Origin of the sequence: Agromyces terreus, from assembly GCF_009749465.1 — a bacterium.
In the GTDB taxonomy this organism is placed as follows: Bacteria; Actinomycetota; Actinomycetes; order Actinomycetales; family Microbacteriaceae; genus Agromyces; species Agromyces terreus.
Genome location: NZ_WBIS01000002.1, coordinates 541,628 through 568,090, shown reverse-complemented (window position 1 = coordinate 568,090; position 26,463 = coordinate 541,628). Strand labels below are relative to the sequence as shown.

The following is a 26,463-nucleotide window of genomic DNA, read 5'->3' as shown; positions in this document are numbered from 1 at the left end:
GCGCGGCCGGCCTGCGCGAGCCGTGTCAGGCCGAGCCGGCCGCGCCCCGCGGCATCCGCTCAGTCGGCGCTCGTAAAATCGGGGCGTGCCCCTCGCCAAGATCCTGCTGTACTACGGCTTCGCGCCGCTCGCCGACCCCGACGCGGTACGGCTGTGGCAGCGCGACCTCGCCGAGTCGCTCGGCCTTCGCGGGCGCATCCTGCTCTCGAAGGACGGCATCAACGGCACCCTCGGCGGCGAGATGGGCGCGCTCAAGCGTTACGTGCGCAAGACCCGCGACTACCCCGCGTTCAAGCACATCGACTTCAAGTGGAGCGAGGGCACCGGGCTCGACGATTCGGGTGCGAGCCTCGACTTCCCGAAGCTCAGCGTCAAGGTGCGCGACGAGATCGTCTCGTTCGGCGCTCCCGGCGAGCTGCAGGTCGACGAGGCGGGCGTGGTCGGCGGCGGCACCAGGCTCACGCCCGAGGCGCTGCACGCACTCGTGGCCGAACGCGGCGACGACGTCGTCTTCTTCGACGGCCGCAACGCCCTCGAGGCCGAGATCGGGCGGTTCGCGGGCGCGGTGGTGCCGGATGCCGCGACGGCCCGTGACTTCGTGCAGCTCCTCGACTCGGGCGAGTACGACGACCTCAAGGGCAAGCCCGTCGTCACGTACTGCACGGGCGGCATCCGCTGCGAGGTGCTCTCGAGCCTCATGACGAGCCGCGGGTTCGGCGAGGTCTACCAACTCGAGGGCGGCATCGTGCGCTACGGCGAACGCTACGGCGACGACGGCCTCTGGAACGGTTCGCTCTACGTCTTCGACGGGCGCGGCTCGATCGACTTCAGCGACCACGCCGCCGTCATCGGCTCGTGCGCGGTCTGCGGCGCGGCGACCAAGCGCACCGTCAACTGTACGGATGCCGCGTGCCGCACCCAGCTCGTCGTGTGCGAGTCGTGCGACACAGCCGCGTGCGCCGCTCACGCGGCCACGTAGCGCCGCCGCCGGTCGTCGGTCGAGGAGGCGCGCCAGCGCCGTCTCGAGACCAGCGGAGGTCTCGAGACGCTTCGCTCCTCGACCGGCATCGGTCTCGAGACACTTCGCTCCTCGACCGGCGGGACGCCTACCGGGCGCGCGGACGGCGGGCGTAGGCGCGCGCCGCACGGCTCGACAGCGCGAGCAGCACGAGGATGTCGAGCGCGAGCGTCAGCAGCGTCGTGCGTACGGTGATCTCCTCGTCGCCCGCGAAGTAGTCGATCGCCGCGATCGTGATGCTCGAGGAGGCGAACGCCATCACCAGCAGACGGGCGACGTTGCTGCCGCGGTACACGGCCAGGCCGAAGAGCAGCACGACGAGCAGCCCGAGCGCGCCCACCACGAGGATGGCGATGAGCAACGCCGTGAGCCCCTGGTCGTCCTCGGTGCCGGGAGCGGGGTCGAACCCGAACTCGTCCCGCAGCACCGGCCGCCAGGTCACCGCGAGCGTGATGAGCCAGACGACGCCCGCGAGCGCGCGGAGCACGACGAGCACGCTGCCGAGCGTGATCGCCGTCGGCCGCGCCATCGTGGGTTCGACCTCGACCGGGCGGGCGAGCGCGGCGGGCGACTCGAACGCCGCCCGCTTGCGCGGATCGCGCTCCCGATGGTGCCGTTCCGTCGTCGAGGACTGGCTCACCGCGGCATCCGCAGACCGACTCGCCGCGGCATCCGCCCCCATGCCCGCCGTCACGTTCGCAGCGGCACCGGCCGTCGGGTCGAGTTCGAGCACCGGAAGGTCGCCGTCGGTCCGGATCGAGTCGCCGCCCCCGTTGCGCGAGTGGTACCCGGTCGAGAAGTCGCGCAGCACCTCGACGCGGGCCTCGGGGTCCGCGGCGAGCACGGTCGCGACGATGTGGTCGCGTTCGACGTCGGTGTCGGCGTCGATCTTGTGCGTGATCTGCAGGGTGAACAGCGAGAAGCCGACGGCGCGGTCGAAGGTTCCGGCGGCGAGCCAGTCGACGCGGCGGCCGCCGGGCAGCAGCCATCCGTCGGGCGTGCGCCAGAACCGCACGTGATGGCGCCGCGCCGGGTTGCCCTCGACCTCCTGCTGGTAGGCGAAGTCCTGCTGCCTGCCGAAGAGGAACAGGGGGCTCACCGGGGCCTCGTCGTAACTGCGACGGGTGACCGTCGAGGTGATGATGCGCCAGCTGGTCGCGAGCGTGATGTCGTCGGCGCGGGTCCATCCGGCCTTCGACATCGACGCGTGCACCGCCTGCTCATCGCCGTCGAGCGCGAGGTTCACCGGGTCGCCGAGGAGCCCGTCGCTCGTGCGCGTGCGGCCCATGAAATAATCGGGCACGTAGATCGCCGTGAGGATGCGGTGCAGTCGCGGCAGCACGAGGTAGGCGAGCAGCAGCCAGAACGCGATGAAGAACGCGATGCCCCACCAGCCGAACGCGAACGACTCGGTGAACACGAGCCACGCGAGCCACACCGCCGCGACGCCCGCGTAGACGAAGAAGAAGCCGTCGAGCAGCGCGTTCACGGAGAAGCGGCGCGCGCTCGACGCCGGCCGCGCCATCGCCCCGGATGCCTCCGAGCCCTCCCCGCTCATGAGTGCATCGTATCGGCGGGCCGGCGTCGGGTCTCGAGACGCTTCGCTCCTCGACCGGCGGAACCAGCGTCGCCGGTCGAGGAGGCGCGCCAGCGCCGTCTCGAGACCAGCGTCGGATCTCGAGACGCTTCGCTCCTCGACCGGCGTCGGGTCTCGAGACGCTTCGCTCCTCGACCGGCGGCGACGGCCATACGCTGGAGGGATGACCACCGCCGAACACGCCGCCGAGCTCCGCCGCCTGCACACCGCACCCGAACTGCTCCAGGTGGTGAACGTGTGGGACGTCGTGTCCGCGACCGCCGTCGCCGCCCTGCCCGGCACGCGGGCCCTCGCGACCGCCAGCCACTCGATCGCCGCGACCTACGGCTACCCCGACGGCGAGCAGATCCCGCTCGACCTGATGCTCGACATGGTCGGTCGCATCGCCCGAGGCGTCGACGTGCCCGTGAGCGCCGACCTCGAGGCCGGCTACGGCGACGCCGGCGAGACCATCCGCCGCGCCATCGGCGAGGGCGTCGCGGGCGCCAACCTCGAAGACCAGTTGAAGCCGCTCGACGAGGCCGTCGCGGCCGTGCGCGCGGCCGTCGCCGCGGCCGACGCCGAGGGCGTGCCGTTCGCGCTCAACGCCCGCACCGACGCCTTCGTGCACGGACGCGGGCGCCCGCTCGAGGTCAACGTCGCCGACGCGATCGAGCGCGGCCGCGCGTTCCTCGACGCCGGTGCGACCTGCGTGTTCGTGCCCGGGATGTTCGGCGACGACGTCGTGGCCGAGCTCGTCGCGGGCATCGGCGAGCTGCGCGTGAGCGTCATCGGCCTGCCCGGCGTGCCCGCGCCCGCGCGTCTTCAGGAGCTCGGCGTCGCCCGCGTCTCGTACGGCCCCACCACGCAGCGCGTCGCGCTCGGCGCCCTGCAGGACCTCGCGACGAGCCTCTACGACGGCGGCGTGCTGCCCGAGGGCATCCGGCCGCTGAACTGACGCCACGGGGCATCCGTCGACGAATCGGCCGGTCAGCGCAGGAACTGCCGATCTGGCGAATCCCCCGCGCGACGGATGCCTCGCGCCGCCCTCCCTCGCTAGGGTGATCGTGAGGCGACCGGTCGCCGGGCCGTGCGGGGGTGCGGCCAGGTGCGGCTCGTACGCCCCCGGCTGACGAGGAGAGCGCATGAACAGCGGCATCCCCATCGAGATCACGGGGCTCAGCAAGCACTTCGGCAGCGTCACCGCCGTCGAGGATCTCAGCTTCACCGTGCAACCGGGTCGGGTCACCGGGTTCCTGGGCCCGAACGGCGCCGGCAAGACGACGACGCTGCGCGTGCTGCTCGGGCTCGTGAAGGCCTCGAGCGGCACGGCCACGTTCGGCGGCACCCCGTATCACGCGTTGAAGCGGCCGCTCGAGACCGTCGGCGCCGCGCTCGACGCGAGCTTCCACCCGGGCCGCACCGCGCGCAACCACCTCAGGGTCACGGCGACCGCCGCGGGCATCGCCGCCTCGCGCGTGCCCGTCGTGCTCGAGCAGGTCGGCCTCACCGAGTTCGCCGACCGCCGTGTCGGCGGCTACTCGCTCGGCATGCGCCAGCGCCTCGCCCTCGCGTTCACGCTGCTCGGCGACCCGTCGGTGTTCGTGCTCGACGAGCCGATCAACGGCCTCGACCCCGAGGGCATCAAGTGGATCCGGCTGTTCCTGCAGCGGCTCGCCCAAGACGGACGCACCGTGCTCGTCAGCTCCCACCTGCTGAGCGAGGTGCAGCAGAGCGTCGACGACGTGGTGATCATCTCCCGCGGCCGGCTCGCGAAGACGGGCACGCTCTCGAGCCTCGAACTCGAGTCCGCGCCGCGCACGATCGCCGACTCCCCCGATCGTCCGAGGCTCGCCGCCGCCCTCGCGCAGGCGGGCCTCGAGTACACCGAGGGGCGCAATGGCTTCATCGTCGCCGAGCCCGATCCCGGCCTCGTCGGGCACGCCGCGTTCGTCGGCGGGGTCGAGCTGAAGTCGCTGCACCGGCTCAAGTCGGGGCTCGAGGAGTCCTTCCTCGCCCTCGTGAACGGCGAGGTCGACCACGTCGAGATCGCCGAGCCGGGCCCGCCCGAGGCATCCGGTGCGCCCGAGGCATCCGCCGCGCCCGACGAAGCAGCGGATGCCGCAGCACCGACGGATGCCGCAGCACCGACGGATGCCGCAGAACCGGCGCCGCCCGACGACCGCGAGTCACCGCCCGCCGACGGAGCCAAGGAGTGATGGGCATGATCCGCGCACTCGGCTCCGAGTTCCAGAAGGTCTTCACCACCCGCACGTGGTGGCTGCTCACCCTGCTGCTCGTCGTCTACGTCGCGTTCCTCGCGGGCGGCCTCGGCGCGTTCTTCGGCTGGGCGCTCGACAACCCGGATGCCGCGGCCGACTCCTCCTCGGCGACGGGGCTGCCGACCGAGGGGCTCGCCCCGCTCGTCTACAGCTTCGCCTCATCGGTCGGATACGTGTTCCCGGTGCTCCTCGGAGCGCTCGCGGTCACCACGGAGTTCCGGCACAAGACGCTCACGCCCACCTTCCTCGCCGAGCCGCACCGCACGACCGTGCTGAGCGCGAAGTTCCTCTCGCAGCTGCTGCTCGGCGCCGGTCTCGGCGTCGCCGCGTTCGCGACCTCCGTCGGCGCGGGCGCCGGAGCGCTCGCGGGCTTCGGCATCGACACCGCACTCGACTCCTCCGACACGTGGGCCATGATCGGGCGGGGCGTGCTCGCCATGGCGCTCTGGGGCACCATCGGCGTCGGGCTCGGCTCGCTCGTGCCGAACCAGGTCGCGGCGATCGTCATCGTGATCGCGTTCACGCAGTTCGTCGAGCCGATCCTGCGGCTGGCCGCCTCGTTCAACGACGTCACCGCGAAGATCGGCCAGTTCCTGCCCGGCGCAGCGAGCGACGCGCTCGTCGGCGCGTCCTTCTACAGCGTGGCGTCGGCCGGCGGCTCGGCGACCATGCTCGAGTGGTGGCAGGGCGGCCTCGTGCTGCTCGGCATCGGCGTCGTCACGACGCTCATCGGCGGCGCGACGACCTGGCGCCGCGACGTCTCGTAACGGTGGACCTCGCGGCGCTGCGCGACCTGCGCCTCCGGGTGCAGGGATTGCGGCAGCCGCCCGATGCCTCCGCGCCCGAATCGGTACAGCGGTTCGGGGCCGTGCAGGCACAGGAGTTCGTCCCCGCGCAATGGGGGCTCGCGCAGCGCATCCCCGTCGAGGATCGACCGGATGCCGCGAGCACACGCGCGGACCTCGACGCGGGCCGGATCCTCCGCACGCACGTGCTGCGCCCGACGTGGCACTTCCTGCACCCCGATGACGCCCGCTGGGTGCTCGAACTGTCGGCCGAGCGCGTGCACCGCGCGAACGGGTCGATGTATCGATCGACCGGGGTCGAGGGCGATGTCGCGACGCGTGCGCTCTACGTCGTCGTCGCGGCGGTCGCCGTCGGCCACCGTACGAGGGCCGAACTGGCGGGCGCGCTGGCGGAACGAGACCTGCCCTCGAAGGGAGTCCCACTCACCTACGTGCTGATGCTCGCCGAGCTCGAGCGCCTCGTCATCAGCGGCGCGAACGCGGGGACGCAACGCACGTACGCCGCGTTCGACGAGCGGGTCCCGCCGTCGAAGCCGCGCGACCGGGCCGACGCGCTCGCCGAGCTGGCCGCCCGCTACCTGGCCTCTCGAGGGCCCGCCACCCACCGCGACTTCGCCTCGTGGTCGGGATTCACGCTCACCGACTCTCGGCGCGCGTTCAGCGATGCGGTCGAGCAAGCGGATGCCGCGGGCCGGCCGATCACCACCGTCGACGTCGACGGGGTCGACCATCATGTCGCGGCGAGCGCGCTCGAGGATGCGTCGGATTCGGGGTCGGCGGCCTCGGGCGCCCCGAGGGCGGACCTGTTGCAGGCGTACGACGAGTACATCATGGGCTACGCGCCGCCCAGGGCGTACCTGCACCGCCCTGGCGACGCCGGGCTTCACGCCGAATTCCCGCTGCACGCACTCATGATCGACGGGGTCATGGTCGGGCGGTGGGCGCCGCCCCTCGCGACCGGTGCGCCGAAGGTGCGGATCGTTCCGTGGCGCAGGTTCACGGCGCCCGAACAGCGCGCGCTCGAGGCATCCGTCACCGAATTCTCGCGGTTCCACGGCGCCGACGTGTCGATCGCGGTCGAGCCCGAGACCGCCCCGGGTTGAACCGGCGCTGAACGGGCGCGCTCCGCCGCGTCCGCCGACGCGGACGTCCCGCCCCGGCGGCGGCGGCGTCCGGCGGTACGATCGCCGCATGCTCGTCATCGCCAGCGTCTTCGTCGCCCTCGCCGCGCTGCTGCACGGCTACATCTTCCTCATGGAGAGCGTGTGGTGGACGAGGCCGTCGACATGGAAGCGGTTCGGCGTCGCCGATCAGGCCGCCGCCGACACGACGCGCCCGATGGCCTACAACCAGGGGTTCTACAACCTGTTCCTCGGCATCGGCGCCGCCATCGGGCTCGTGCTGGTGTGGACCGGCGTCGACGAGGCCGGCCGGGCGCTCGTGCTCTTCAGCACCGCCTGCATGGCGCTCGCCGCGCTGGTGCTCACGACGACGGGGCGGGGCTACCTGCGCGCCGCGCTCACCCAGGGCACGCTGCCGCTCATCGGATTCGTGTTGTTCCTGTTCGCCTGATCGCGTTCGCCTGATCACGCCGGCGGCCGGCGGGGCCTGCACGGCCTTCCACGGCCGAGCCCCCGGGTGCTATCCGAGCAGCCCCGTCACGGCCGCCACGACGACCGCGCCGATCCCGGCCACGGTGATCGCGCACGCCGTCGCGAACGCCGCGATCGACACGACGGCCGAGCGACGCGAGCGTCGCGCGACCGACGGGAGGGCCGTCGACGGGTCGCGGGTCGGCGGCGGGCCCGCCGTGAGTTCGGGCAGGGGCGCCGGGGCCGCCACCGGGAGGTCGCGTGCGGGGTAGTGGCCCGCCAGGCCGGGGCCGATGCCGGGCTCGGCGGTGCGGAGCACGTCTTCGGACACGGGCGCCGGCGCCGGGCGCCGGCGGTCGCGACGGGTCGGCGTCTTCATGATCTGCTCGGCCGGATGCGTCAGCGGGGGCTTCGCGGATTGCTCCCGCACGACGACACGGGTGGCGTCGGTGTCGGGCTCGGTGTCGGGCTCGGTGTCGTCGACGGGTGCCGAGTCGCGGGCGACGACGACCGTCGCATCGGCGTCCGCGTCGTCGCCGTCGCCGTTTTCAGCATCGGCGTCGGCGTCGGGGCCGTGCCCCTGCGCCTCGCGCGGGGTGCGCTCCACGACGACGGTGGCGTCGGTGTCGCGCTCGACGAGCACGGTCTCGTCGGCGTCGGCGTCGGCGTCGGCGAAGGACGGAACCGTCACCATGCGATCGGCCTCGGTCATCGGTTCCTCCCGGGCACGGGGATCGTCGTCGAGTCCTCTTCGACCGGCGCTGCCGCCGAGGGGATGCCGGTCGTGGCATCCGACCGGTCCTCGATGCCGCCGGCGATCACGTCGACGACCACGACGGTGACGTTGTCGCGTCCGCCCGCCTGCACCGCCCGCTGCACGAGCGCGGCTGCCGCCGACTCTGGACGCCCGCTCATCGTGAGCGTCGCGCGGATGCCCTCGTCGCTCACCTCGGAGGTGAGGCCGTCGCTGCAGATCAGCAGCCGTTCGCCGTTCACGACCGGTAGCAGCCAGCTGTCGGCGGTGCTGTCGGGAGCGCCGATCGCACGCGTGATGACGTTGCGGCGCGAGAACGTCGCGAGCTCGTCGGGCCGCAGCTCGCCGCTCTCGACGAGCTCCTGGCCGAGCGAATGGTCGACGGTGACCTGCTCGAGCTCGATGCCGTGGTGCCGGTAGACGCGGGAGTCGCCGACGTTGAAGACCAACCAGGACGGGCCGTCCTCGTCCTCGATGAGGGCGACGCCCGCGACCGTGCTCCCGGCGCCCCGAGCGGTGCCCGCGGCGACCGCGGCCACCCCCTCGCCGGCCGACGCGAGCGCCGAACGCACCCGGCCGACGGTCGCGACATCCGCCCCCGTCACGTGCTCGCGGAACGCGGCGATCACCGCGGCGCTGGCCCGGTCGCCCGCCTCGTACCCGCCCATGCCGTCGGCGACGACGAACACCGGCCACTCGGCGAGCGCGGAGTCCTCGTTGACACGACGGACGCGGCCGACGTCGGATGCCGTCGCGGCCGCGAGCCGGATGCGGGGATGGGTCATCGGTACGCCGCTCCCGCCTGCGGGTCGGCGGCGACGCGGATCTCGAGCGTGCCGAGCACGAACCGGTCGGAGAACGGCGCGGGCACCCCCACGTCGATGAGCTGGTCGGTGCCGGCCGCGTCGGCCAGCAGCACGCCGTTCGTCGAGTCGAGGTCGGTGATCCACCACTGCCCGCCGTCGTACCGGATGAGCGCGTGGGTCTTCGAGAGCGTGCGGCTCGGGTCGGGCACGACCATCGGACGGGCCCCGCCGTCGCCCGAACGCGGATTGCGACCGAGCAGCGTGGACGCGCCCTCGAGCTGGAGCGCCGTGCCGTCGGGCAGCAGGAGGCGCCACGGGAACGCCGGGCGGCGTTCGACGACGACCGTGCGATCGAACGGGTCCTCGTCGCCCGTGACGATGGTCGCCGCGTCGTCGACCTCGAACGCGTCGAGGGGCGACGCCACCGCCTGCGCGCCCGCCTGAGCTGCCGGCGGGGCCGCGGGCGCGGCGTACGGATTCGCGACCTGGGCCGGCGGCGCTGCGAAGGGGCCGGTGCCGGTCGCCGCCGGCGCGTACGACGGGGGCTCGGGCTGCGGCGGCTGCCCCTGCGGTGCGGCCGGCGCGGGTGCCGAACCGGGCATCGGCGGCAACGGCTCGATGCGGCCCGGCGCCCGCGAGGGCTCCGCCGCCGCGAACGCCGACGGGGGCGCGAACGGCGAGGAGGCGGGTTCTGCGGGCACGGGCGCGGCGGGCGCGACAGCCGCGGCAGGCGCCGGATGCTGCGGGGCCGGCGCCGGCTCGAAGGGCGCTCCCTGCGGCGGATCGAACGGCAGTGGTGCGCCCTGAGGCGGGGCCGGCGGCACGGGGGCCCCCGGAACCAGCCACACGGGCAGCGGTGCAGAACCGGGCGCCGCCGGCGCGGGCGGCCCGGCCGGAGGAGCGCCGAAGGGTGCGACGGGCTCGGCCGCGCCAGGGTGGGGCGCCGCCAGGGGGCCGTTGGGCTGCACGGGCGGGATCGCGCCGGAGACGGGTCCACGCGGCATCCGGCCCCGCTCCGGATCGGGCGAGGGTCCGACGGCGAGCACCGTCGCCCACACGGGCGGCAGGAGCACGCCGAGGATCGTCGTGCCGACGCCGCGCCAGCTCTGCGTGCTGATGCGGTGCAGCGCGAACACCTTGAAGACGAGGCCGACGATCTGCACGAGGGGCACGTACAGCAGGAGCGCGAGCCACGGCTGCTGGCCGCCGATGCGGAACACCTGCATCTCGTTGTAGACCGGGATCCACGCCGCCCATCCGGGACGGCCGAACTGCGCGAGCACCTTCGCGAGCATGATCGCGTACCAGACGTACACGCCGAGGCCGATGACGAGCGAGAGCCCGCTCGTGAGCAGCGAGGCGACGGCGATCTGCTGGGCTTCTTCGGGGGTCATCGGGCGGGCTCCTCGAGTGATGCGGGCGATGCGGGCGGTGCGAGCGGTCCGCGCGACGGGCGTGCGGGGCGGAGGGTCCTGGCGAGCGAGGCGAACGAGAGCCTGGCCGCGAGCCTGCGGCGGGCACGGGCTCCCGCGCGCAGGGCGGCACGCTCCTCGTCGACGAGCGCCCACGCGGCATCCGCTTCGCCCGCGGTGGGCGGGTCGCCCGCGAACACCGCACGGTCGACCTGCGCCGCGAGCGCGACGGCGGCCGGGCGGCCGACGGCGCGGGCGGTGTCGGCGCGAACGGTCGTGTCGGCGCTCAGCAGGCCGTGGTCTGCGTAGAGGTCGACGAGCTCCTCCCACGCGCCGACGACGCGCACCTCGGGCGACGGATCGTGCCGGCGACGTCGCGACCGCAGCGCCTTGGCCGCGAACAGCACGACGAGGGGCAGCACGAGCAGGAGCAGCGAGACCGACGAGAGCGCGACCCAGCGCAGCCAGTTCGACACGACCGGCGGAATCACGGCGTCCTCGGCCTCCGGCGCGGTCGCGGCATCGGTCGACTCGCTCTGCGCCGACGGCGGGTCGACGATCGGCGCGTCCACCCGCTCGGGCGTCGTCGGATGCTGCGGAAGCTGCTCGCCCTCCTGGATCAGGCTGGGTGCGACCGCGAACTGCGGGGTCGCGTCGACCGGCAGCCAGGCGTCGGATCCGCCCGACACCTCGGCCCAGGCCGTCAGCGCGGCGCCCCTGCACACGTCGGAGCAGGCCTGCACGCCCGCGAGCTCGGGGGCGTCGGGCAGGCGGAATCCGAGCACGACCCGCGAGTCGTAGCCGAGCGAACGCGCGATGAGCGCGACTGCGACGGCGAACTGCTCGTCGTCGCCCACACCCGCGACGAGCGCGGCGTCGGATGCCTCAGGGCCCGCGAGGCGCTGCTGGTCGGCGAGCTGGGTGAACAGGGCCTCGATGCGCGCCTTCGAATGGCCCGAGTAGCTCGGCAGGAAGGCGTATCCGCCGCCGAGGCCGCCGATCCAGCCCGCCGCGTCGGGACCGTCGACGGCGGCGTGGCTGAGGTAGCCGCGCGCGCGCAGGCGCTCGACGAGGGCGAGGAACCCCTCGGCCGTGCGCGGCTGGTCCTGGAGTTCGAGCCAGGCGGTGAGCGCGGGGTACTCCTCGGGGTCGAGCTGCGCCGAGGTTCCGGGGTCGTCGAGCGCCTCGACCTCGTCGGGGGCCGCGACCACGGCGTACTCGTCGCCCGAGGCGAGCCCGCGGGCGACGGCACCCGCGGCCGAGGCACCCGCGGTCGAGGCATCCGCTTCGGAAGCCCCGCGGATCGCGGCGATGTCGATCGAGGTCGCCTCGTCGGCCGACCGGTGGAAACCGTCGTCGAGCGCCGCCGAACGGGACCCGGCGAAGTCGGGTGCGGCGCGGAGGCCGAGCGGCACCGGCACCCAGATCCCGGCGTAGCCGTCGCCGACCCGCAGGGTGAACACGGCGTCGCCCGGCGCGCGCACGGCCGCGCGCGGAAGACGGCTGAAGCGCTCGGCCCCCGAGGCCTCGTCGCCGGTGCCGACGTGGAAGGTCTCGCCGTCGTAGGCGTCGAGCGTCGCGAGGCGCAGGCGTTCGACGCCCGCGGTGTCGCCCTCGATGCTCAGCCACGTCTCGTCGATGCGCTCGGCGCCGAACGCCGAGCGGTAGTTCGCGAGCGGGGTCGGCGTCTGCCGGAGCACGACCTCGGGCTGCACGGCGTCGCGCAGGGCCGAGCGCTCGACGACGCCCGCCGCGGCGGGTGCGATCACGGCGCCCGCGACGAGCGCGGCGACGACGAGCACCGCGGCGAGCGCGCGCCGCCGGAACGCGGGCCACCCGGTGAGGCCCGCACGCTGCACGGTGCCCGCGGTCGCCTGCCGGAGCGCGGCGGCCCGCGCCGAACGCGACCTGAGCAGCAGCCAGACGAGGGCGGCGACGAGGCCGCCGATCGCGACGAGGAGTTCGCGCGGCGCCGGGACGACGACCGGTCCGATCGCGAGCGGGGTGCTCACGGCGCTCGAGCCGAACGCGAGGCCGAACCCCGACATGGCGAGGCCGACGACGACTGCCAGGGGCGAGACCCGCCGGTCGGGCACGACGAGCAGTCCGGCGACGAGCGTGCCCACGAGCATGACGAGCAGGAAGGGCACGAGCACGGCCTGGTACTCGCCCATCGGCATCGAGAGGGTGAGCACCTGCTTCCAGCCCACCACGATGCCGACGGCGCCGTCGCGGATGCCGCGAAGCCACGCCGCGGGTCCGTTCATCGCGCTCGGGATCGCGACCGGCACGACGAGCAGGAGGTAGGCGGCCACCGTCGCGGCGACGACGACGAGCCACTTCACGGCGCCCCTGATCGGCAGTCGGCGGGCGAGCGCGACGATCCCGAGGCCCGTGAGCATGCCGACGGCCGCGACGAGGAGCACCCGCCACGAGCCGTAGATCGGCCAGGCCGCGACGGTCGCGAGCGCGCCCGCGACGACGACGTAGCCGACCCCGAGCGCGGTGCGCCGGGCCTCGGCCTCGCGGGCCGCGGCCGACGTCGCGGCATCCGTGCCCCGGCGACGTGCGGCGCTCACTGCACGGCTCCGCGGGCGAGGAGCTGCGGGAGGTCGTCGAGCTCGCCGATCGTGAGCACCGTGAGGTCGTCGGAACGCCGCACGCCGGGCTCCGCGCCGGGCTCGCAGCGCACGGCGACGACCGCGATGCCGAGCGGGAGCGCGACGGCCGCACGACGCAGGCGCTGCAACGGCACGTGCGAGCCCGTGACGAGGAAGGCGATCGAGAGGTCGCCGAACGACTGGGCGACGAGCGCGGTGACTGCTTCGAGTCGCACGACGCGGGCGTCGGGCCCCGACGCCGACCCGCCCTCGAGCGCCGACATGCCGTCGAGGAGGGTTCGCGGCGTGATCGTCGCGAGGGAACGCATCGACTGCACCGCGCCGCGATCGGCGGTGTCGAGGGCGGCGCTCACCGCGACGAGCACGTCTCGGCCCTCGGTCACGCCCTTCACTCCGAGGGATGCCGCGGCGCTCACGGCGGCCTCGAACTCGTCCTCGTCGGAGTAGCCCTCGAGGTCGAGATCCAGCAGCACCGCGATGCGCGCGTGACGGGACTCCTCGTACTGGCGAACCATGAGCTTGCCCGTGCGCGCCGTCGACTTCCAGTGCACGTGCCGCTGCGAGTCGCCGACCACGTAGTCGCGGACCGCGTGGAAGGAGAGGTCGGCGTCGACGAGGCGATTGGAGGGCGTGCCCTCGAGGTCGCGGATGAGCCCGGCGCTCGAGGACGGGAGCGCGACGGTGACGGGATGCACGTGCACCCGCTGCACCTCGGGCCAGCTCATCGCCCGCCGCAGGATCCGCAGCGGATCGCCGCGGGACACCGTCATCGGCCCGACGTCGATGATGCCGCGTCGCTGCGCCGCGATGACGAGCTCCTCGCGGTGGTGGCCGCCGCCGCGCAGCATCGGCACGTGCGCCTCGACGAGGCCGCGACCGACGGGGATGTCGACCACGCCGGGCAGCGACGGGCGGGTGCCGTCGTTGACGAGGTCGAGGGTCCCGCGGATCTCGGAGCCCGCGACGACGCGGTCGCGGTCGAGCTCCAGCCGCACGCGGTACTCGTGCGCGCCGAGCAGGAAGGGCACGCAGACGAGGAGCAGCACGGTCGCCATCGCGGCCACCACCCACGCCTCGAACCATCCGAACGCCGCCCCGGCGACGGCTCCTCCGACGGCGATGCCGGCGAGGAGCATGCCCGCCGGGGAGACCGTCTCGCGCACCCAGCGGCCGGCGCTCGCGAAGGCGCCGCCGACGGCGCGCGCACCGCGGCGCGCCCGAGCGGCGCCGGCGGCCATCGGGCCGCGACGCGTGCGCGCGAGCCGCGTGACCGTGGCGCCACGGGTCGAGGTGACCGTGTCGGTGGTCGCGGGTTCGCGGAGGAAGGCGTTCTGAGGGGTCACGCCACGCCGTTCTCCCGGGGCGCGGGCACGTCGAGCAGGATCTGGTTGATCACGGCGACCGCGGTCACGCCGTCGAACTCGGCCTCGGGCTCGAGCACCAGGCGGTGCGCGAGGGCGCCGACGGCGAGCGCGCGCACGTCGTCGGGCGTGGCGAACGTGCGGCCGGCGGCCGCGGCCCAGGTCATGGCGAGCCGCGAGAGCGCGATGGCGCCGCGCACGCTCACGCCGAGACGGACCTCGGAGGCCCGCCGCGTGGCATCCACCAGTCGCATGATGTAGTCGGAGACCAGCGGGTTGACGTACACGCCGCGCGAGAGCTCGGTCATCGCCACGATCGTGTCGGTGCCGACGATCGCCTCGAGCTTCGGCTTCGGCGCGCCGACGGCCTGCAGGATGCGCATCGTCGCGGCCTCGTCGGGGTAGCCGATGGAGGTCTTGATCGAGAAGCGGTCGAGCTGCGCCTCGGGCAGGCGGTACGTGCCGGCCTGCTCGATCGGGTTCTGGGTCGCGATGACGAGGAACGGGTTGCCGACGGGGCGGGTGACGCCGTCGATCGTGACGTTGCCCTCCTCCATGACCTCGAGCAGCGAGGACTGCGTCTTCGGGCTCGCGCGGTTGATCTCGTCGGCGAGCACGATGTTCGCGAACACGGGGCCCGCGTGGAACTCGAAGCGTCCGGCCTTCTGGTCGTACACCGTGATGCCGGTGACGTCGCCGGGCAGGAGGTCGGGCGTGAACTGGATGCGGGAGCTCGTGCCGTGGATCGTCTCGGCGATGGCCCGCGCGAGCGCCGTCTTGCCGGTGCCCGGGGCATCCTCGAGCAGCACGTGGCCGCCGCTCACGGCGGTCGCGAGCACGAGCTCGACGACGTGCCGCTTGCCGAGCACGGCCTGCTCGATGTTGTCGGCGATGAGCGAGAACGTCTCGGCGAACCAGGCGGCTTGCTCCGGTGCGATCGTCACGGGGTGTTCCTCTCGGAGGTGGTGTCTGCGGGGCTTGGGGGGCGGATGCCGCGGGGCGGCGTCTGCTCGACCGCTATTCGGCCGGCGGTTCGGCGGGTTCCGTCGGCGGATCCGTCGGCGGGTCGGTCGGCGGGTCGGTTGGCTCGGGGTCGGGCGGCGGGCAGATGCTCGCCGTCCTGGGAATCGAGTCGAGGGTCACGAAGGCGCCGTTGAACTCGAGGTCGTACGCCGCGGCCAACGGCTGCGTCGCGTCGGGGATGCGCCAGTTGACGATGCTCCACGAGCCGGCGGCCGCCTGCGACACGGTCACGGCGATCTGGTCGGGGCTCTCGACGCACTGCTGCACGGCGAAGTCGACGGTGACCTCGGTGGGCGCCGTGGCCGCGACGATCGCGACCTCGCCCGAGCACTTGTTGCTGAACCAGGACTGCTTGCAGGTCTTCACCTTGACGTCGCCGGGCACACCCCAGGTCTGCAGCGCGAACCCGTCGCGCCACGCGTCGTACATCCAGTACTGGGCCTTGAATCCGCCGCTCACGTCGACGACGGGGGCCTGCTGCAGGCGGTACTCGAAGTGGTCGCCGCCGCCCGAGGGCGTCGTCGACACGGTGTAGCTCAGGGTGCCGCTCGGCGGTGCCACGTTGTGGATCGTGTCGGCGCGGACGGTGTCGGACTCGGCGACGCCGTAGCCGTTCGACGCGCACGCCTTGATGAAGTAACGCTCGCGTTCGGCGAGCCCCGAGATGGTCGCCGCGGTCGACTCGACCTCGGCGCCCGAAACCTGCAGGTTGCCGTCGCCGTCGGCCGAGCAGCGCGCGTCGCCGTTCCGCCAGGCGAGGTAGCGCACGTCCGAGGCGCGGGTGCTGAAGTTGGCGTCGAGCCCGATGCCGGAGACCTGGATCGACGTGTTCGAGGCGGATGCCGCGGAGATCGCGTTCGGGCTGAGCACGGGTGCTCCGGCGACCGTGACGGGAACGCTCTTGGTGCCGCCCTCGTTGCCGCCGCGGCCGGTGGGCGGCTCGAAGATGCTCACGGGCACGAGGGTCAGCATCTGCGGCCCCGGCGGGAGTTGGAGTTCGACCGTGGTCGTGGCGCCGCGGCGATCGATGACCTGGCCGGTCTCGACCACGCGGAACGAACGCGCATCCCGCTCGGCGGTGATGCTGAGCGACACGACGCCGGTTCGGGGCGACGTCGTGCCCTGCCGGTAGACGGGCTCGGCCGACGCCGCGGCGATGCCGGGCGCCTGGTAGCTCCAGGTCGTCACGGGGGTCGTGGCCGTCGAGACGCCGACCCCGTTGACCGCACGGACGGCGAAGGCGTGCCGTTCGCCCGGCGTGAGCCCGGAGACCGTGCACCACCAGGCGCCGGGTGCGCGCGGGCGGCAGTCGGAGGAGACCGTGCGCCCGCCCTCGAGCACGTCGAGGCCCGTGATGGCGGGGTGCGCGCGAAGCGCCTCGCCGAGCGACACCTCGAGGGTCACGCTCGAGGCGGTGTAGTCGGCGGTGGACACCGCCGCCGGGGCCTGCGGAAGCCCCTGCAGGTCGACCGTGAGCCGGCCGGCGCCGGCCCGGCCCTGCGCGTCGGCCACCCGGAAGGGCACGACGCACTCGCCGCCGAACGCGTTCTGGCCGCTCGGCCAGGTGACGACGATCGAGCGCTCGTCGGCGGCCCGCACGGTCGCGACCGGGCAGGATTCGGCGCCCGCGTCGAGCCCGGTCAGCTTGAGCCCGGATCCGGTCTTGCCGGCGAACGGGTCGTACTCGCCGCCGACGCCGACGACGGTGACCGTGCACGAGGCGCCGTCGCCGACCGAGCACTGTTGCGTGAGCACGGCGCCGCGGGGGGCGTCGGCGGGCGCGGCGCCCACGACGAGCGAGACGGCGGAGGTGAGGCCGCCGAACGCGCCGACGCTGATCGTGGCCGTCTCGCGCGTGCCGGGCCTGGCGTCGGCGTGCGCCGAGATGTTCACGCGGTCGCCGACCTGTTCGACCGTGAACGAGCTGCCCGAGTAGGACACGGAGTAGTCGAGCTTCGCGCGATCGCCCTCGCGCCCGCCCTCCCAGGTCGTCATCTCCTCGTAGAGCGCGACGGACTCGGATGCGCCGGGGGCGACCGTGCGACTCACGGCCGAGAGGATGGCCTGGGGGTCCTTCGGGATGATCGAGATCGGCACGCCGACCCACGACCAGCGGTGCTGTCCGTCGAGCCGCACCGGGACCAGGCAGTGGTCGCTCCACGGCGCCTCGCGCCCGGCCGCGTACTCCACGTCGCCGCCCGATGCGGGCCGGCACTTCGCGGCCGCGCGCTGCACGGCGTACTCGTCGGCGGCGTCGACCTCGACCGAGTCCGTCGACGCCAGGTCGAGCATCGACCGCACGTCGAACGCGACGGTCTGCTCCTCGCCCACCTCGACCGCCTCGACATCGGTGCGCAGCTGCACGCGCAGGTCGTCGGATGCCGGGACCACGAGGAATCCGAAGGCTTCCGCCTCGCGTCCCGCACGGTCGGTGCCGTGGACGCGGAACGGCACGAGCGCGCCCTTGTCGGGCGTGGGGCCGACGATGCGCTGGCCCGAGACCCGGTACGGGCCGGCGGTGTCGCCCCACAGCTCGACCTCGAGCTCGCCGAGGTCGCCGCTGGCCCACACCACGTGCCCGGCGACGACGTCGATGCCCTCCTCGGGCAGCTGCGACCGCGAACGCGCGGTCACGATCGTGTCGGAGACGACGGGTGCATCGGGCGACTCCGTCTCGGTCACGCTGACGACCACGAGGCCCTCCGCCGTGCTGGAGGTGCGCGCGGACTTCACGGTGTACCGGTAGGAGTTGGTGCCGGCGACGTCGCCAGGGTGCAGCACGACACGGCCGTCGGCGAGGGAGGTGGAGTCGTCGACGAGTGCCGCGAGCCGCGAGTACTCGGAGCTGCCCTCGGGCGCGTTCGGCACGATGCCGACGATCGAGAGCTCGCCCTGCGCGGGATCGAGGTCGTTGCCCGACGGCTCGACCGTGACCGGGGACGGTGCGTTCTGCTGGGCCCGCACGTAGTCGCTGAACGTCACGGGCGCGGCATCCGTCACCGCAGCGGTCAGGACGCCGATGCGCACGCGGGCCGAGCCCTCGTCGCCGGACGCGTCGCGCACCGTGTACTCGAAGGACGGCTGCTCGGCGCCGGTGCCGTTGGCGGGGGCGCTGTAGAGGATCGCATCGCCCTCTGCCGAGATCGTGGCGATGCCGAGCCCGGTCGCCGGCTGCGTCACCGAGGTGAGCACGGTGCGGTCGCCGTCGGGGTCCATGCCGGTCGTGGGCACCGGCACCCGCACGCTCTGGCCGCTGAGCACGCGCGCGACGAGCAACCGCGGCTCCGGTGCCCGGTTCGCGCCGGAGGGCAGCACCGTCACCGTGACGGTGCTGTGGTCGAGCCGGTCGGGGGCCTGCTCGAGGCCGACCGCGTAGCCGAGCTCGTAGGTGCCGGGGGTGTTCGGCGCGAGGTAGCGCACCCGGTCGCCCGAGGCGAACGCGAGTTCCCCCTCGGTGCCGGAGGAGCTGACCTCGGGGTGCACCACGAGGCGCTCGCCGCGCGGGCTGACGTCGTTCTCGGTCACCGGGATGTCGATGAGCTCGCCGACCCGCATCGTCACCGTGTCGGGCAGCGCGATCGGGCTGAGCCCCACCGAGGGCGCGACGAGGAACACCGCGAGGTCGGCGACCGCGGCGCCGCCCGCGCCGTCGGCGACGGAGACCTTCGCGCGCCCGACGAGCCCGGGGCGGCCGTCGAGGGTCACGCCGGTCGCGCGCACCTGTGACTGCGAGACCACCCCGACGCCGAGCTCGGGGGACGACGAGGTCGCCCCGGTGACCACGAGCACGCGGCCGGTGGTGTTCTGCGCGGCATCGAGCACGTCGATGAGCGCGTCTTCGCCGGCGCGCACGAACGCCGTGATGGGCGCGATCGAGAGCGGCGCGCCCGACGCCGCGACCGTGACCCTGATCGACGCCGTCTGCTCGGCGCGCGTCACGAGGTCTTGGACCGTGTAGGTCGCGAGGTAGGCGCCCGGCTCGTCGGCCGAGAGCTCGATCTCGCCCGACGAGGCGTTCGGCACGACCGTGAGGCCGCCGCTCGCGGCCGTCGCGGTCGGCACGGCGTCGAGGAGGCGGAGCGACCCGGAGCCGCCGCTCACGTGGTCGGCGACCTGCACGGCGGCCGCCTCGCCCGCACCGGTGGTGACGGCGACGGGCGCGAGTTCGAGCACGGCGCTCGAGGTCACCCGGAGGTCGAGGGTGGCCTCGGTCGTCGCGCCCCGCTCGTCGGCGACGGTGAGCCGCACCTGCACCTTCTCGGCGGCGGCGTTCGGGTCGGTGTGCCGCACGGCGACCCGGCCGTCGGCCATGGGCACGACGGTGACGGGTGCGGACGGGTCCACGGGCTGCGCGTCGGCGAGGACGAACGCGTCGCCCTCGGGGTCCACCCAGCCCGAGAGCACCGAGACGAGGGCGGTTCCGCCAGGCATGAGCTCGGGGGCGGGCCAGCGCTGCACGCAGGCGTCGACGCCGCACCACACGGGCGCGGTGTTCACGTCGTCGGGCACGACCGTGAGCGTGACCGTCACGGGCGGCGAGGCGGCCGCCCCGTCGGTCACCGCGTAGGTGAACGTGGTGCTCCCGGATTCGGCCCGCACGCGGACCGTCGGCGTCTGGTCGTCGCCCACGAGCGCGAGCTCCCCGAACGCCGGGTCGGCGAGCCCGCCCGTCATCGAGGCGGGGTCGACCGTCAGCACGTCCTTCGCGTTCGGGTCGTGGTCGTTCAGCAGCACCGGGAGCTCGACCTGCTGGCCCGCGCGCACGCCGAAGCTGTCGGCCACCGCGACGGGCGGCTCCTGGCGGGCGAGGTCCTCGACCTCCTCGGTGCCCACGCGGTCCTCGATCTCGTCGTCGAGTTCCCATTGCTCGAGCGGCACGAGCCGACCGTCGGGCACGGTCCAGACCATGCCCGAGCTCGTCTCGTTGAGCACGGCCCGGTCGCCGTTGCCGCGCAGCACGGGCGCGAGCGACTGCGCGGCATCCTGATCGCGCTCGCCCTCGGGCAGCTCGAGCGGCACCGACCGGCCGTCACGGCTCGACCAGGCGGTGCCGCCGTCGAGCGAGAGCCAGGCCGCGACCGTCTCGCCGTCGACGATGATCGGCCGTGCCGGGGTGCCGGTCGCGTCGACGATGCGCTGCGTGTCGCCGCTGCCGTCGACGGCGAGTTCGACGAGGCCTCGGGAGTCGGCGATGACGACGGATGCCGCGGAGCCGGCGCCCTGCTGCAGACGGGCGTCTCCGGCGACGTCGACCGCGACCGGCTCGGGGTCGCCGTCGATCCAGGCGCGTGCGTCGGCGGCGTCGAGCATCGCCCACGTGGATCCGGCCAGGGTGAGCTCGAGGCGCGCATCGGCCGCGGGGGCGTCGGCGATGGCCGCGGCGTCGCCCTCGAATTCGCCGGTCGCGGCGTCGTACAGGCGGACGGCCGACTCCCGGGCCGAGTACAGCGCGACGAGGCCGTCGGGCGAGACGCCGACCGCGGTCGCCGCGTAGGTCTCCTCTTCGCCGGCCTCCTCGCCGTCGGCGGCGTCGCCGTCAGCGCCGTCGGCCGCGGCGTCGGACTCGCGCTCGGCGTACGGATCGACCGGTGCGACCTCGTCGCCGTCGAGGCGCCCGACGTGCACGGTGCCCGTGTCGGTGCGGTAGACGACCCACGGGCCGGCGCTCACGACGTCGCGCGTGCCGGTCGGCGTCGGAATGGACCCGCCGCCGTCGTCGCTCACGAGGTCGGCCGGGTCGGCCGGGTCGATCGGCCAGCGTTGACGCGACCCCTGCGTGTACACCGAGGTCTCGGCCCCGGCCTGCAGCACGGTGCTCGGGTCGTCGACGTCGCGGACGACGTCGATCTCGGCCAGATCGGTGTTGACGCGGGCGTACTGGCCCGAGTCGCGCGTGACCCAGACCGAGGTCTCGATGCGCGGCACCTCTTGGGCCTCGTAGCCGTTCGCGGTGACCGCCAGGGTCGCGACGACCGCGACCGCGGCGATGCCGGCGACGGCCGCGACGATCGCACCGCGGCGACCCGCCCTGGGCGTCGCACGAGCGGCGGCCATCAGATGACACCCGCGAACAGCAACGCCGCCGCGCCCCCGGCGAGCACCACGACGGCCGCGCCGACGCCGATGAGCGCGGGCTTCAGCCATCCGCCGCCCCCACGCGTCGGCGCGAGGCCGCCGGCGTCGACCACCGCCGAGCCGGCCCGCACCTGCGCGGTCGCCGCGGCTCGCCCGGCGCGACGCGAGTCGGCGTTCACGGTCGTCACGACCGGGCCGCGCTGCGTGGCCTCGCCGAACGAGATGTGCGCGGCCGAGGCCCATTCGGGCGAGGCGACCTCGAGGCTCGTCGGCGCGACGCCGAGCTCGTACTGCGCCCACCGCAGCTGCTCGCCGAACTCCGCCATCGACGCGTACCGGCGTGCGGGATCGCGCTGCATGGCGGTGGAGAGCACGGTGTCGATGCGGGCGGGCACCCCCCGCGGGGCGAGCGGGGTGTACTTCGCGCCGAGCACACGGCGCGACAGCTGGTCAACGGAGTTGCGCGAGCGGTCGGCGAGCTCGAACGGGCTGTGCCCCGCGAGGAGGGTGTACAGGGTGGCGCCGAGGCTCCACACCTCGGTGGCGACCGTGCCCGTGGTGCGCTCGCCGAGCACCTCGGGCGCGCTCCACGGGATCGACATCGCGAAGGTCTCGCCGCCGCCCGCGTCGCCGACGGCGCCCGCGATGCCGAAGTCGGCGAGCACGGGCGCGCCGAGCGAGTTCACGAGCAGGTTCGACGGCTTGATGTCGCGGTGCAGCAGGCCCGACCGGTGCGCGGTCTCGAGCGCGCCGGCCATGCGCACGCCGATGTCGAGCACCTCGCCCGCGGGCATGGGACCGCGCTTGACGCGCGCGCCGAGCGACTCGGGACAGTACTCCATGACGAGGTACGGGCGCCCGTCGGACGAGATCGACGCCTGGTGGATCGTCACGATCGAGGGGTGCGCGCTGACCCTGGCCATCGCGTCGGCCTCGAGCGTGAACGCGCGACGGGCCTCGGGGTCGATCACGTCGACGAGCAGCACCTTGACGGCCGTGACGCGCCGCGGCAGGTCTTGTTCGTAGAGGAAGACGTCGGCGAATCCGCCCGCGCCGAGGGGCCGCACGTAGCTGTACCCGGCGAGCACCGGGGGCGCGGACGGCAGTCGTTTCGGCACGGACCGCTCCCCCTCTGCCGTCGTACGTCTGAGTCGCCGGCAGGCCGGTCGTTCGTCTCGGGATTCCGGATGCGTCGACGGGTCGACCCGCGGCATCCGGGCATCATCCTAAACGAGGGGGGCCGAGGCTCCGAATCGGCCGACGATCGGCGTCATCGACGCGATCGGCGACGGCCCGCCGCGACGACCCGTGCGCGACGGCTCAGTCGACGTCGGGCGGGGTCTCGCCGAGCTTCAGCCGGTCGATGAGCGCCGCGGCGTGATTGGTGCTGAGGATGATGCGGGCGAACTCGCCCCCCGCGAGCTCGAGCACCACGGCCTGCCGCTTGCCCTTGACGATCACGAAGTCGAGCCCGCCGTGGTACTTCCAGGCGCCGACGGCCACGACGAGGGGCACGATGCTGCCGCGGGTTCGGATGCCGCGGATCCACACCCAGGGGTCGTCGGTGATGGTCGCCGAGCGGATGTCGTCGCGCTGCACGACGATGTCGTCGGAACGCAGCGCGAGCGACTTCTCGGCCGGCGTGAGGTGAACCTCGATCCGGTCGGTGTGCACGCGTAGCTGGGCCATGGGTTCCATCCTGCCCGAGTCGACCGACATGCGGCGGGGCGACGCCCGGCAACGGGCAAACGGGTCGATTCCGTTATCCTCCCGTGACCGACGACCCGCCGCCCGCCGGTCGAGGAGCGAAGCGTCTCGAGACCACCCCCCGCCGGTCGACGAGCGAAGCGTCCCGAGACCACCCCCGCCGGTCGAAGAGCGAAGCGTCTCGAGACCGATGCCGGGTCTCGAGACGGCGCTGGCGCGCCTCCTCGACCAACGAAGGAACGCCCGCCGGTCGAGGAGCGAAGCATCTCGAGACCCACGGAAGGTGCTCCTACGTCTTCAGTCAAGTCAAGATGGTCGTGAATGGTTGACTTGAGGAGTGGATCTTGAGCGGTGCCAGCCGACGGATGTCGAGGCGTTGACGGCGTTCCTCAGAGAGGTCGATCTCACGCTGAGCGGCCTCGATGCGTCCGGCGTTCGATTGTGGGTCGAGCGAGATGAGGCCGGCGCGGTCGTCGGCAGTACGGGGTACGAAATCAGTTCTGACGGTCAGCACGCGCTGATTCGGAGCGTCGCGGTCAGTCCGACGCAGCGATCGCGTGGTCGCGGCAGCGCGCTTGCGAGCTTCGCGCTCGACCGCGCGGCTGAGGAGGGCGCGCGTCGAGCGTGGCTGTTCAGTCGCCGTTCTGGCCCGTTCTGGCAGAGCCTGGGTTTCGAGTCTGCTGATCGTGACGAGCTCGCCGAGGCGCTGGCGGACACCCACCAGGTGCGGTTGTTCCAAGAGAGCGGGCAGCTGGGCCGTGAGGTCGCCTGGTCGCGCCCGATCTCCGCTCCGTGAGGCACACGGGCAGAGAGCAGGTGGGAAGTCAACGGGGGTCTCGAGACGGCGCCGGGGCGCCTCCTCGACCGGCGGCCGGCGGCTACGCGACCGGAGGGCGCGCGGATGCCGCGGCGCGGGCGGCCGCCGGCAGCGCCTCCACGATGCGCGCGATCGCGGCATCGTCGTGCGCGGCCGTCACGAACCACGCCTCGAACACCGACGGCGGCAGCGAGACTCCCGCGTCGAGCATCGCGTGGAAGAACGGCGCGTAGCGGAACGCCTCCTGGCGCTGCACGGCCGCGTAGTCGTGCACGCCGCCTACGACCTCTTCGCCGAACACGAAGCTGAACAGGTTGCCGGCCCGCTGCACGCCGTGCGCGACGCCCTCGGCGGCGAGCGCGTCGGACACGGCGGCGCTGATCGTCGCGGCGGCGCCGTCGAGGTGCGCGTACACCGCGGCATCCGCGGCCCGCAGCGTCGCGACGCCCGCAGCGACGGCGACCGGATTGCCCGAGAGCGTGCCCGCCTGGTACACCGGCCCGAGCGGGGCGAGCTGCTCCATGATCTCGGCGCGGCCGCCGAGCGCGGCGACGGGCATGCCGCCGCCGATGACCTTGCCGAACGTGAGCAGGTCGGGCGTGTACGCGTGCTCGGTGCGCGACTCCAGGCCCCACCATCCGGCCTCCGACACGCGGAACCCGGTGAGCACCTCGTCGCTGATCACGAGCGAGCCGTTCGCATGCGCCAACTCCACGAGGGCGGCGTTGAAGCCCGGAAGCGGCGGCACGACGCCCATGTTGGCGGCGGATGCCTCGACGATGACGGCCGCGATGCGGTCGCCGTGCTCGGCGAACGCCGCGCGCACCGCGTCGAGGTCGTTGTAGGGCAGCACGAGCGTGAGCGCCGCGATGTCGGCGGGCACGCCTGCGGACCCCGGCAGGGCGAAGGTCGCGAGCCCCGAGCCGGCCTCGGCGAGCAGCCCGTCGGAGTGGCCGTGGTAGTGCCCGGCGAACTTGACGAGCACGTCTCGGCCGGTGAAGCCGCGCGCGAGGCGGATGGCGCTCATGGTCGCCTCGGTGCCCGTGGACACCAGGCGCAACTGCTCGACCGGGGTGACGCGCGCCTCGACGAGTTCGGCGAGCTCGGTCTCGGCGGGCGTCGAGGAGCCGAACGAGAGACCGCGCGCCGCGGCATCCGTCACGGCCTGAATCACGCGCGGGTCGGCGTGCCCGAGGATCGCGGGACCCCACCCGGCCACGAGGTCGACGTACTCGCGCCCCTCGACATCGGTCACGTAGGCGCCCTTCGCGCTCACGAGGAAGCGCGGCGTGCCGCCCACCGAGCGGAAGGCGCGCACGGGCGAGTTGACCCCGCCCGGGATGGCGGCCTGCGCGCGGGCGAAGAGCTCGGCGTTCGTCGATCGAGGAGGCTGCGAAGCAGCCGTCTCGAGATCAGGTGCGGCGGTCATGCGGCGTCTCCCTTGCGGATCCACTCGGCCAGTTCGACGGCCCAGTAGGTGAGCACGGCATCGGCACCCGCACGACGGATGCCGCGCACCGATTCGATGACGGCGCGCTTGCGGTCGATCCACCCGTGGGCGGCGGCCGCCTCGATCATGGCGTACTCGCCCGACACCTGGTAGGCCCACACCGGCACCTCGGATGCCGCGGCCACATCGGCCAGCACGTCGAGGTAGCTGCCCGCGGGCTTGACCATGACGATGTCGGCGCCCTCGTCGATGTCGATCATCGCCTCGCGCAGCCCCTCGCGCCGGTTGCCGGGGTCGAGCTGGTAGGTGCGGCGGTCGCCCTCGAGCGTCGACTCGACCGCCTCGCGGAACGGGCCGTAGAACGCCGACGCGTACTTCGCCGAGTACGCCAGGATCGCCGTGTGCTCGTGCCCCGACGCGTCGAGCGCCTCGCGCACCGCCGCGACCTGGCCGTCCATCATGCCCGACAGGCCCAGCACCTGCGACCCCGCGCGCGCCTGCTCGAGCGCCATCGACGTGTACCGCTCGAGCGTCGCGTCGTTGTCGACCCGGCCGTGCGCGTCGAGCACGCCGCAGTGCCCGTGGTCGGTGAACTCGTCGAGGCACAGGTCGGTCTGCACCACGAGCGAGCCGGCGGATGCCTCGACGGCGACCCGCGTCGCCACGTTCAGGATGCCGTTCGGGTCGGTCGCCCCCGACCCGCGCGCGTCGCGCACCTCGGGCACGCCGAACAGCATCACGCCGCCGACGCCCGCGGCCGCGGCATCCGCCACCGCCTGCGGGAGGCTGTCGAGCGTATGCTGCACGACGCCCGGCATCGACCCGATCGGCACGGGCGCGCTCGCCCCCTCGCGCACGAACATCGGCAGCACGAGGTCGGCCGGGTCGAGTCGCGTCTCGGAGACGAGCCGGCGCAGGGCCGGGGTCTCGCGGAGGCGCCGCGGGCGGATGCGGGGAGCAGGCGTGGGAGTCACCGCACAAGCCTACGTCGCCCCGCTCGAACGCCGCCTGGGCGCGCATCCCACCCCTCCCCCCTTCCCCGCCACGCCGCTTCCCCCACTCCCCTTCCTCAGCCCCCCGCCTCCCCACTTCCCCCACGCCCCACTCCCTCTTCCTCAGCTCCCCGCCTCCCGAGCCACGTGCGCAATTCAGGTGCAGAGGTG

Annotated in this window: 19 protein-coding genes; 7 read left to right on the top strand and 12 right to left on the bottom strand. The window is 73.6% G+C overall.

Features of this window, described 5'->3' with window-relative positions:
* Positions 1 to 85 precede the first annotated feature (85 nt).
* Positions 86 to 979 carry an oxygen-dependent tRNA uridine(34) hydroxylase TrhO gene (gene trhO / locus GQQ92_RS07670; RefSeq protein WP_156998621.1) on the top strand — a complete coding sequence of 298 codons (894 nt, stop codon included), beginning with the start codon at positions 86 to 88 and terminating at the stop codon, positions 977 to 979.
* 127 nt (positions 980 to 1,106) lie between these two features.
* Here the strand turns inward: trhO and GQQ92_RS07665 are convergent, their stop codons facing one another.
* Complete coding sequence (locus GQQ92_RS07665; protein ID WP_156998833.1) at positions 1,107 to 2,543, bottom strand: LssY C-terminal domain-containing protein; 1,437 nt, start codon at positions 2,541 to 2,543, stop codon at positions 1,107 to 1,109.
* Positions 2,544 to 2,778: 235 nt separating this feature from the next.
* Between GQQ92_RS07665 and GQQ92_RS07660 the strand changes: the two genes are divergently transcribed.
* The 5 genes from GQQ92_RS07660 (at position 2,779) to GQQ92_RS07640 (ending at position 7,254) form a co-directional block, all read left to right on the top strand.
* Positions 2,779 to 3,552 carry an isocitrate lyase/PEP mutase family protein gene (locus tag GQQ92_RS07660; RefSeq protein ID WP_156998620.1) on the top strand — a complete coding sequence of 258 codons (774 nt, stop codon included), beginning with the start codon at positions 2,779 to 2,781 and terminating at the stop codon, positions 3,550 to 3,552.
* Between the two features lie 187 nt (positions 3,553 to 3,739).
* Entirely contained in the window at positions 3,740 to 4,813 is a 1,074-nt protein-coding gene (locus tag GQQ92_RS07655; protein WP_156998619.1) for an ABC transporter ATP-binding protein, read from the top strand.
* 5 nt (positions 4,814 to 4,818) lie between these two features.
* A complete protein-coding gene (locus GQQ92_RS07650) occupies positions 4,819 to 5,643 on the top strand; it encodes an ABC transporter permease (RefSeq protein WP_232057563.1) in 825 nt (274 codons plus the stop codon).
* Between the two features lie 2 nt (positions 5,644 to 5,645).
* Positions 5,646 to 6,785, top strand: coding sequence for a winged helix DNA-binding domain-containing protein (locus GQQ92_RS07645; protein ID WP_197738134.1), 1,140 nt, complete (start codon positions 5,646 to 5,648; stop codon positions 6,783 to 6,785).
* Positions 6,786 to 6,873: 88 nt separating this feature from the next.
* Entirely contained in the window at positions 6,874 to 7,254 is a 381-nt protein-coding gene (locus GQQ92_RS07640) for a DUF1304 domain-containing protein (protein WP_156998616.1), read from the top strand.
* 69 nt (positions 7,255 to 7,323) lie between these two features.
* On the opposite strand, the gene GQQ92_RS07635 is transcribed toward GQQ92_RS07640, so the two are convergent.
* The 9 genes from GQQ92_RS07635 to GQQ92_RS07595 all read right to left on the bottom strand — a co-directional run bounded on the left by GQQ92_RS07635 (position 7,324) and on the right by GQQ92_RS07595 (position 23,015).
* Entirely contained in the window at positions 7,324 to 7,986 is a 663-nt protein-coding gene (locus tag GQQ92_RS07635; RefSeq protein ID WP_156998615.1) for a hypothetical protein, read from the bottom strand.
* Positions 7,983 to 8,813, bottom strand: a complete 831-nt coding sequence (locus tag GQQ92_RS07630) for a PP2C family protein-serine/threonine phosphatase (protein WP_156998614.1) — start codon at positions 8,811 to 8,813, stop codon at positions 7,983 to 7,985. The genes GQQ92_RS07635 and GQQ92_RS07630 overlap by 4 nt, the downstream gene beginning before the upstream one ends.
* Positions 8,810 to 10,228, bottom strand: coding sequence for a DUF5684 domain-containing protein (locus GQQ92_RS07625; RefSeq protein WP_156998613.1), 1,419 nt, complete (start codon positions 10,226 to 10,228; stop codon positions 8,810 to 8,812). Before GQQ92_RS07625 ends, GQQ92_RS07630 begins: the two co-directional genes overlap by 4 nt.
* Positions 10,225 to 12,825 carry a transglutaminase domain-containing protein gene (locus GQQ92_RS07620; RefSeq protein WP_156998612.1) on the bottom strand — a complete coding sequence of 867 codons (2,601 nt, stop codon included), beginning with the start codon at positions 12,823 to 12,825 and terminating at the stop codon, positions 10,225 to 10,227. Before GQQ92_RS07620 ends, GQQ92_RS07625 begins: the two co-directional genes overlap by 4 nt.
* A complete protein-coding gene (locus tag GQQ92_RS07615; protein ID WP_232057562.1) occupies positions 12,822 to 14,210 on the bottom strand; it encodes a DUF58 domain-containing protein in 1,389 nt (462 codons plus the stop codon). The genes GQQ92_RS07620 and GQQ92_RS07615 overlap by 4 nt, the downstream gene beginning before the upstream one ends.
* Positions 14,207 to 15,172 (bottom strand): AAA family ATPase, encoded by a 966-nt coding sequence (locus GQQ92_RS07610; protein WP_156998611.1) that lies wholly within the window; start codon positions 15,170 to 15,172, stop codon positions 14,207 to 14,209. Before GQQ92_RS07610 ends, GQQ92_RS07615 begins: the two co-directional genes overlap by 4 nt.
* Before the next feature lie 73 nt (positions 15,173 to 15,245).
* Positions 15,246 to 21,305, bottom strand: coding sequence for an Ig-like domain-containing protein (locus tag GQQ92_RS07605; RefSeq protein WP_156998610.1), 6,060 nt, complete (start codon positions 21,303 to 21,305; stop codon positions 15,246 to 15,248).
* Entirely contained in the window at positions 21,305 to 22,444 is a 1,140-nt protein-coding gene (locus tag GQQ92_RS07600) for a serine/threonine-protein kinase (RefSeq protein WP_232057561.1), read from the bottom strand. The genes GQQ92_RS07605 and GQQ92_RS07600 overlap by 1 nt, the downstream gene beginning before the upstream one ends.
* Before the next feature lie 202 nt (positions 22,445 to 22,646).
* Positions 22,647 to 23,015 carry a hypothetical protein gene (locus tag GQQ92_RS07595; RefSeq protein WP_156998608.1) on the bottom strand — a complete coding sequence of 123 codons (369 nt, stop codon included), beginning with the start codon at positions 23,013 to 23,015 and terminating at the stop codon, positions 22,647 to 22,649.
* Positions 23,016 to 23,370: 355 nt separating this feature from the next.
* Here GQQ92_RS07595 and GQQ92_RS07590 point away from each other — a divergent pair, with 355 nt between their 5' ends.
* Positions 23,371 to 23,829: a GNAT family N-acetyltransferase gene (locus tag GQQ92_RS07590; RefSeq protein WP_156998607.1), complete on the top strand. Its 459-nt coding sequence runs from the start codon at positions 23,371 to 23,373 to the stop codon at positions 23,827 to 23,829.
* A gap of 82 nt (positions 23,830 to 23,911) precedes the next feature.
* On the opposite strand, the gene hemL is transcribed toward GQQ92_RS07590, so the two are convergent.
* A complete protein-coding gene (gene hemL / locus GQQ92_RS07585) occupies positions 23,912 to 25,279 on the bottom strand; it encodes a glutamate-1-semialdehyde 2,1-aminomutase (protein WP_156998606.1) in 1,368 nt (455 codons plus the stop codon).
* Complete coding sequence (hemB, locus tag GQQ92_RS07580; protein WP_156998605.1) at positions 25,276 to 26,274, bottom strand: porphobilinogen synthase; 999 nt, start codon at positions 26,272 to 26,274, stop codon at positions 25,276 to 25,278. Before hemB ends, hemL begins: the two co-directional genes overlap by 4 nt.
* Positions 26,275 to 26,463 lie beyond the last annotated feature (189 nt).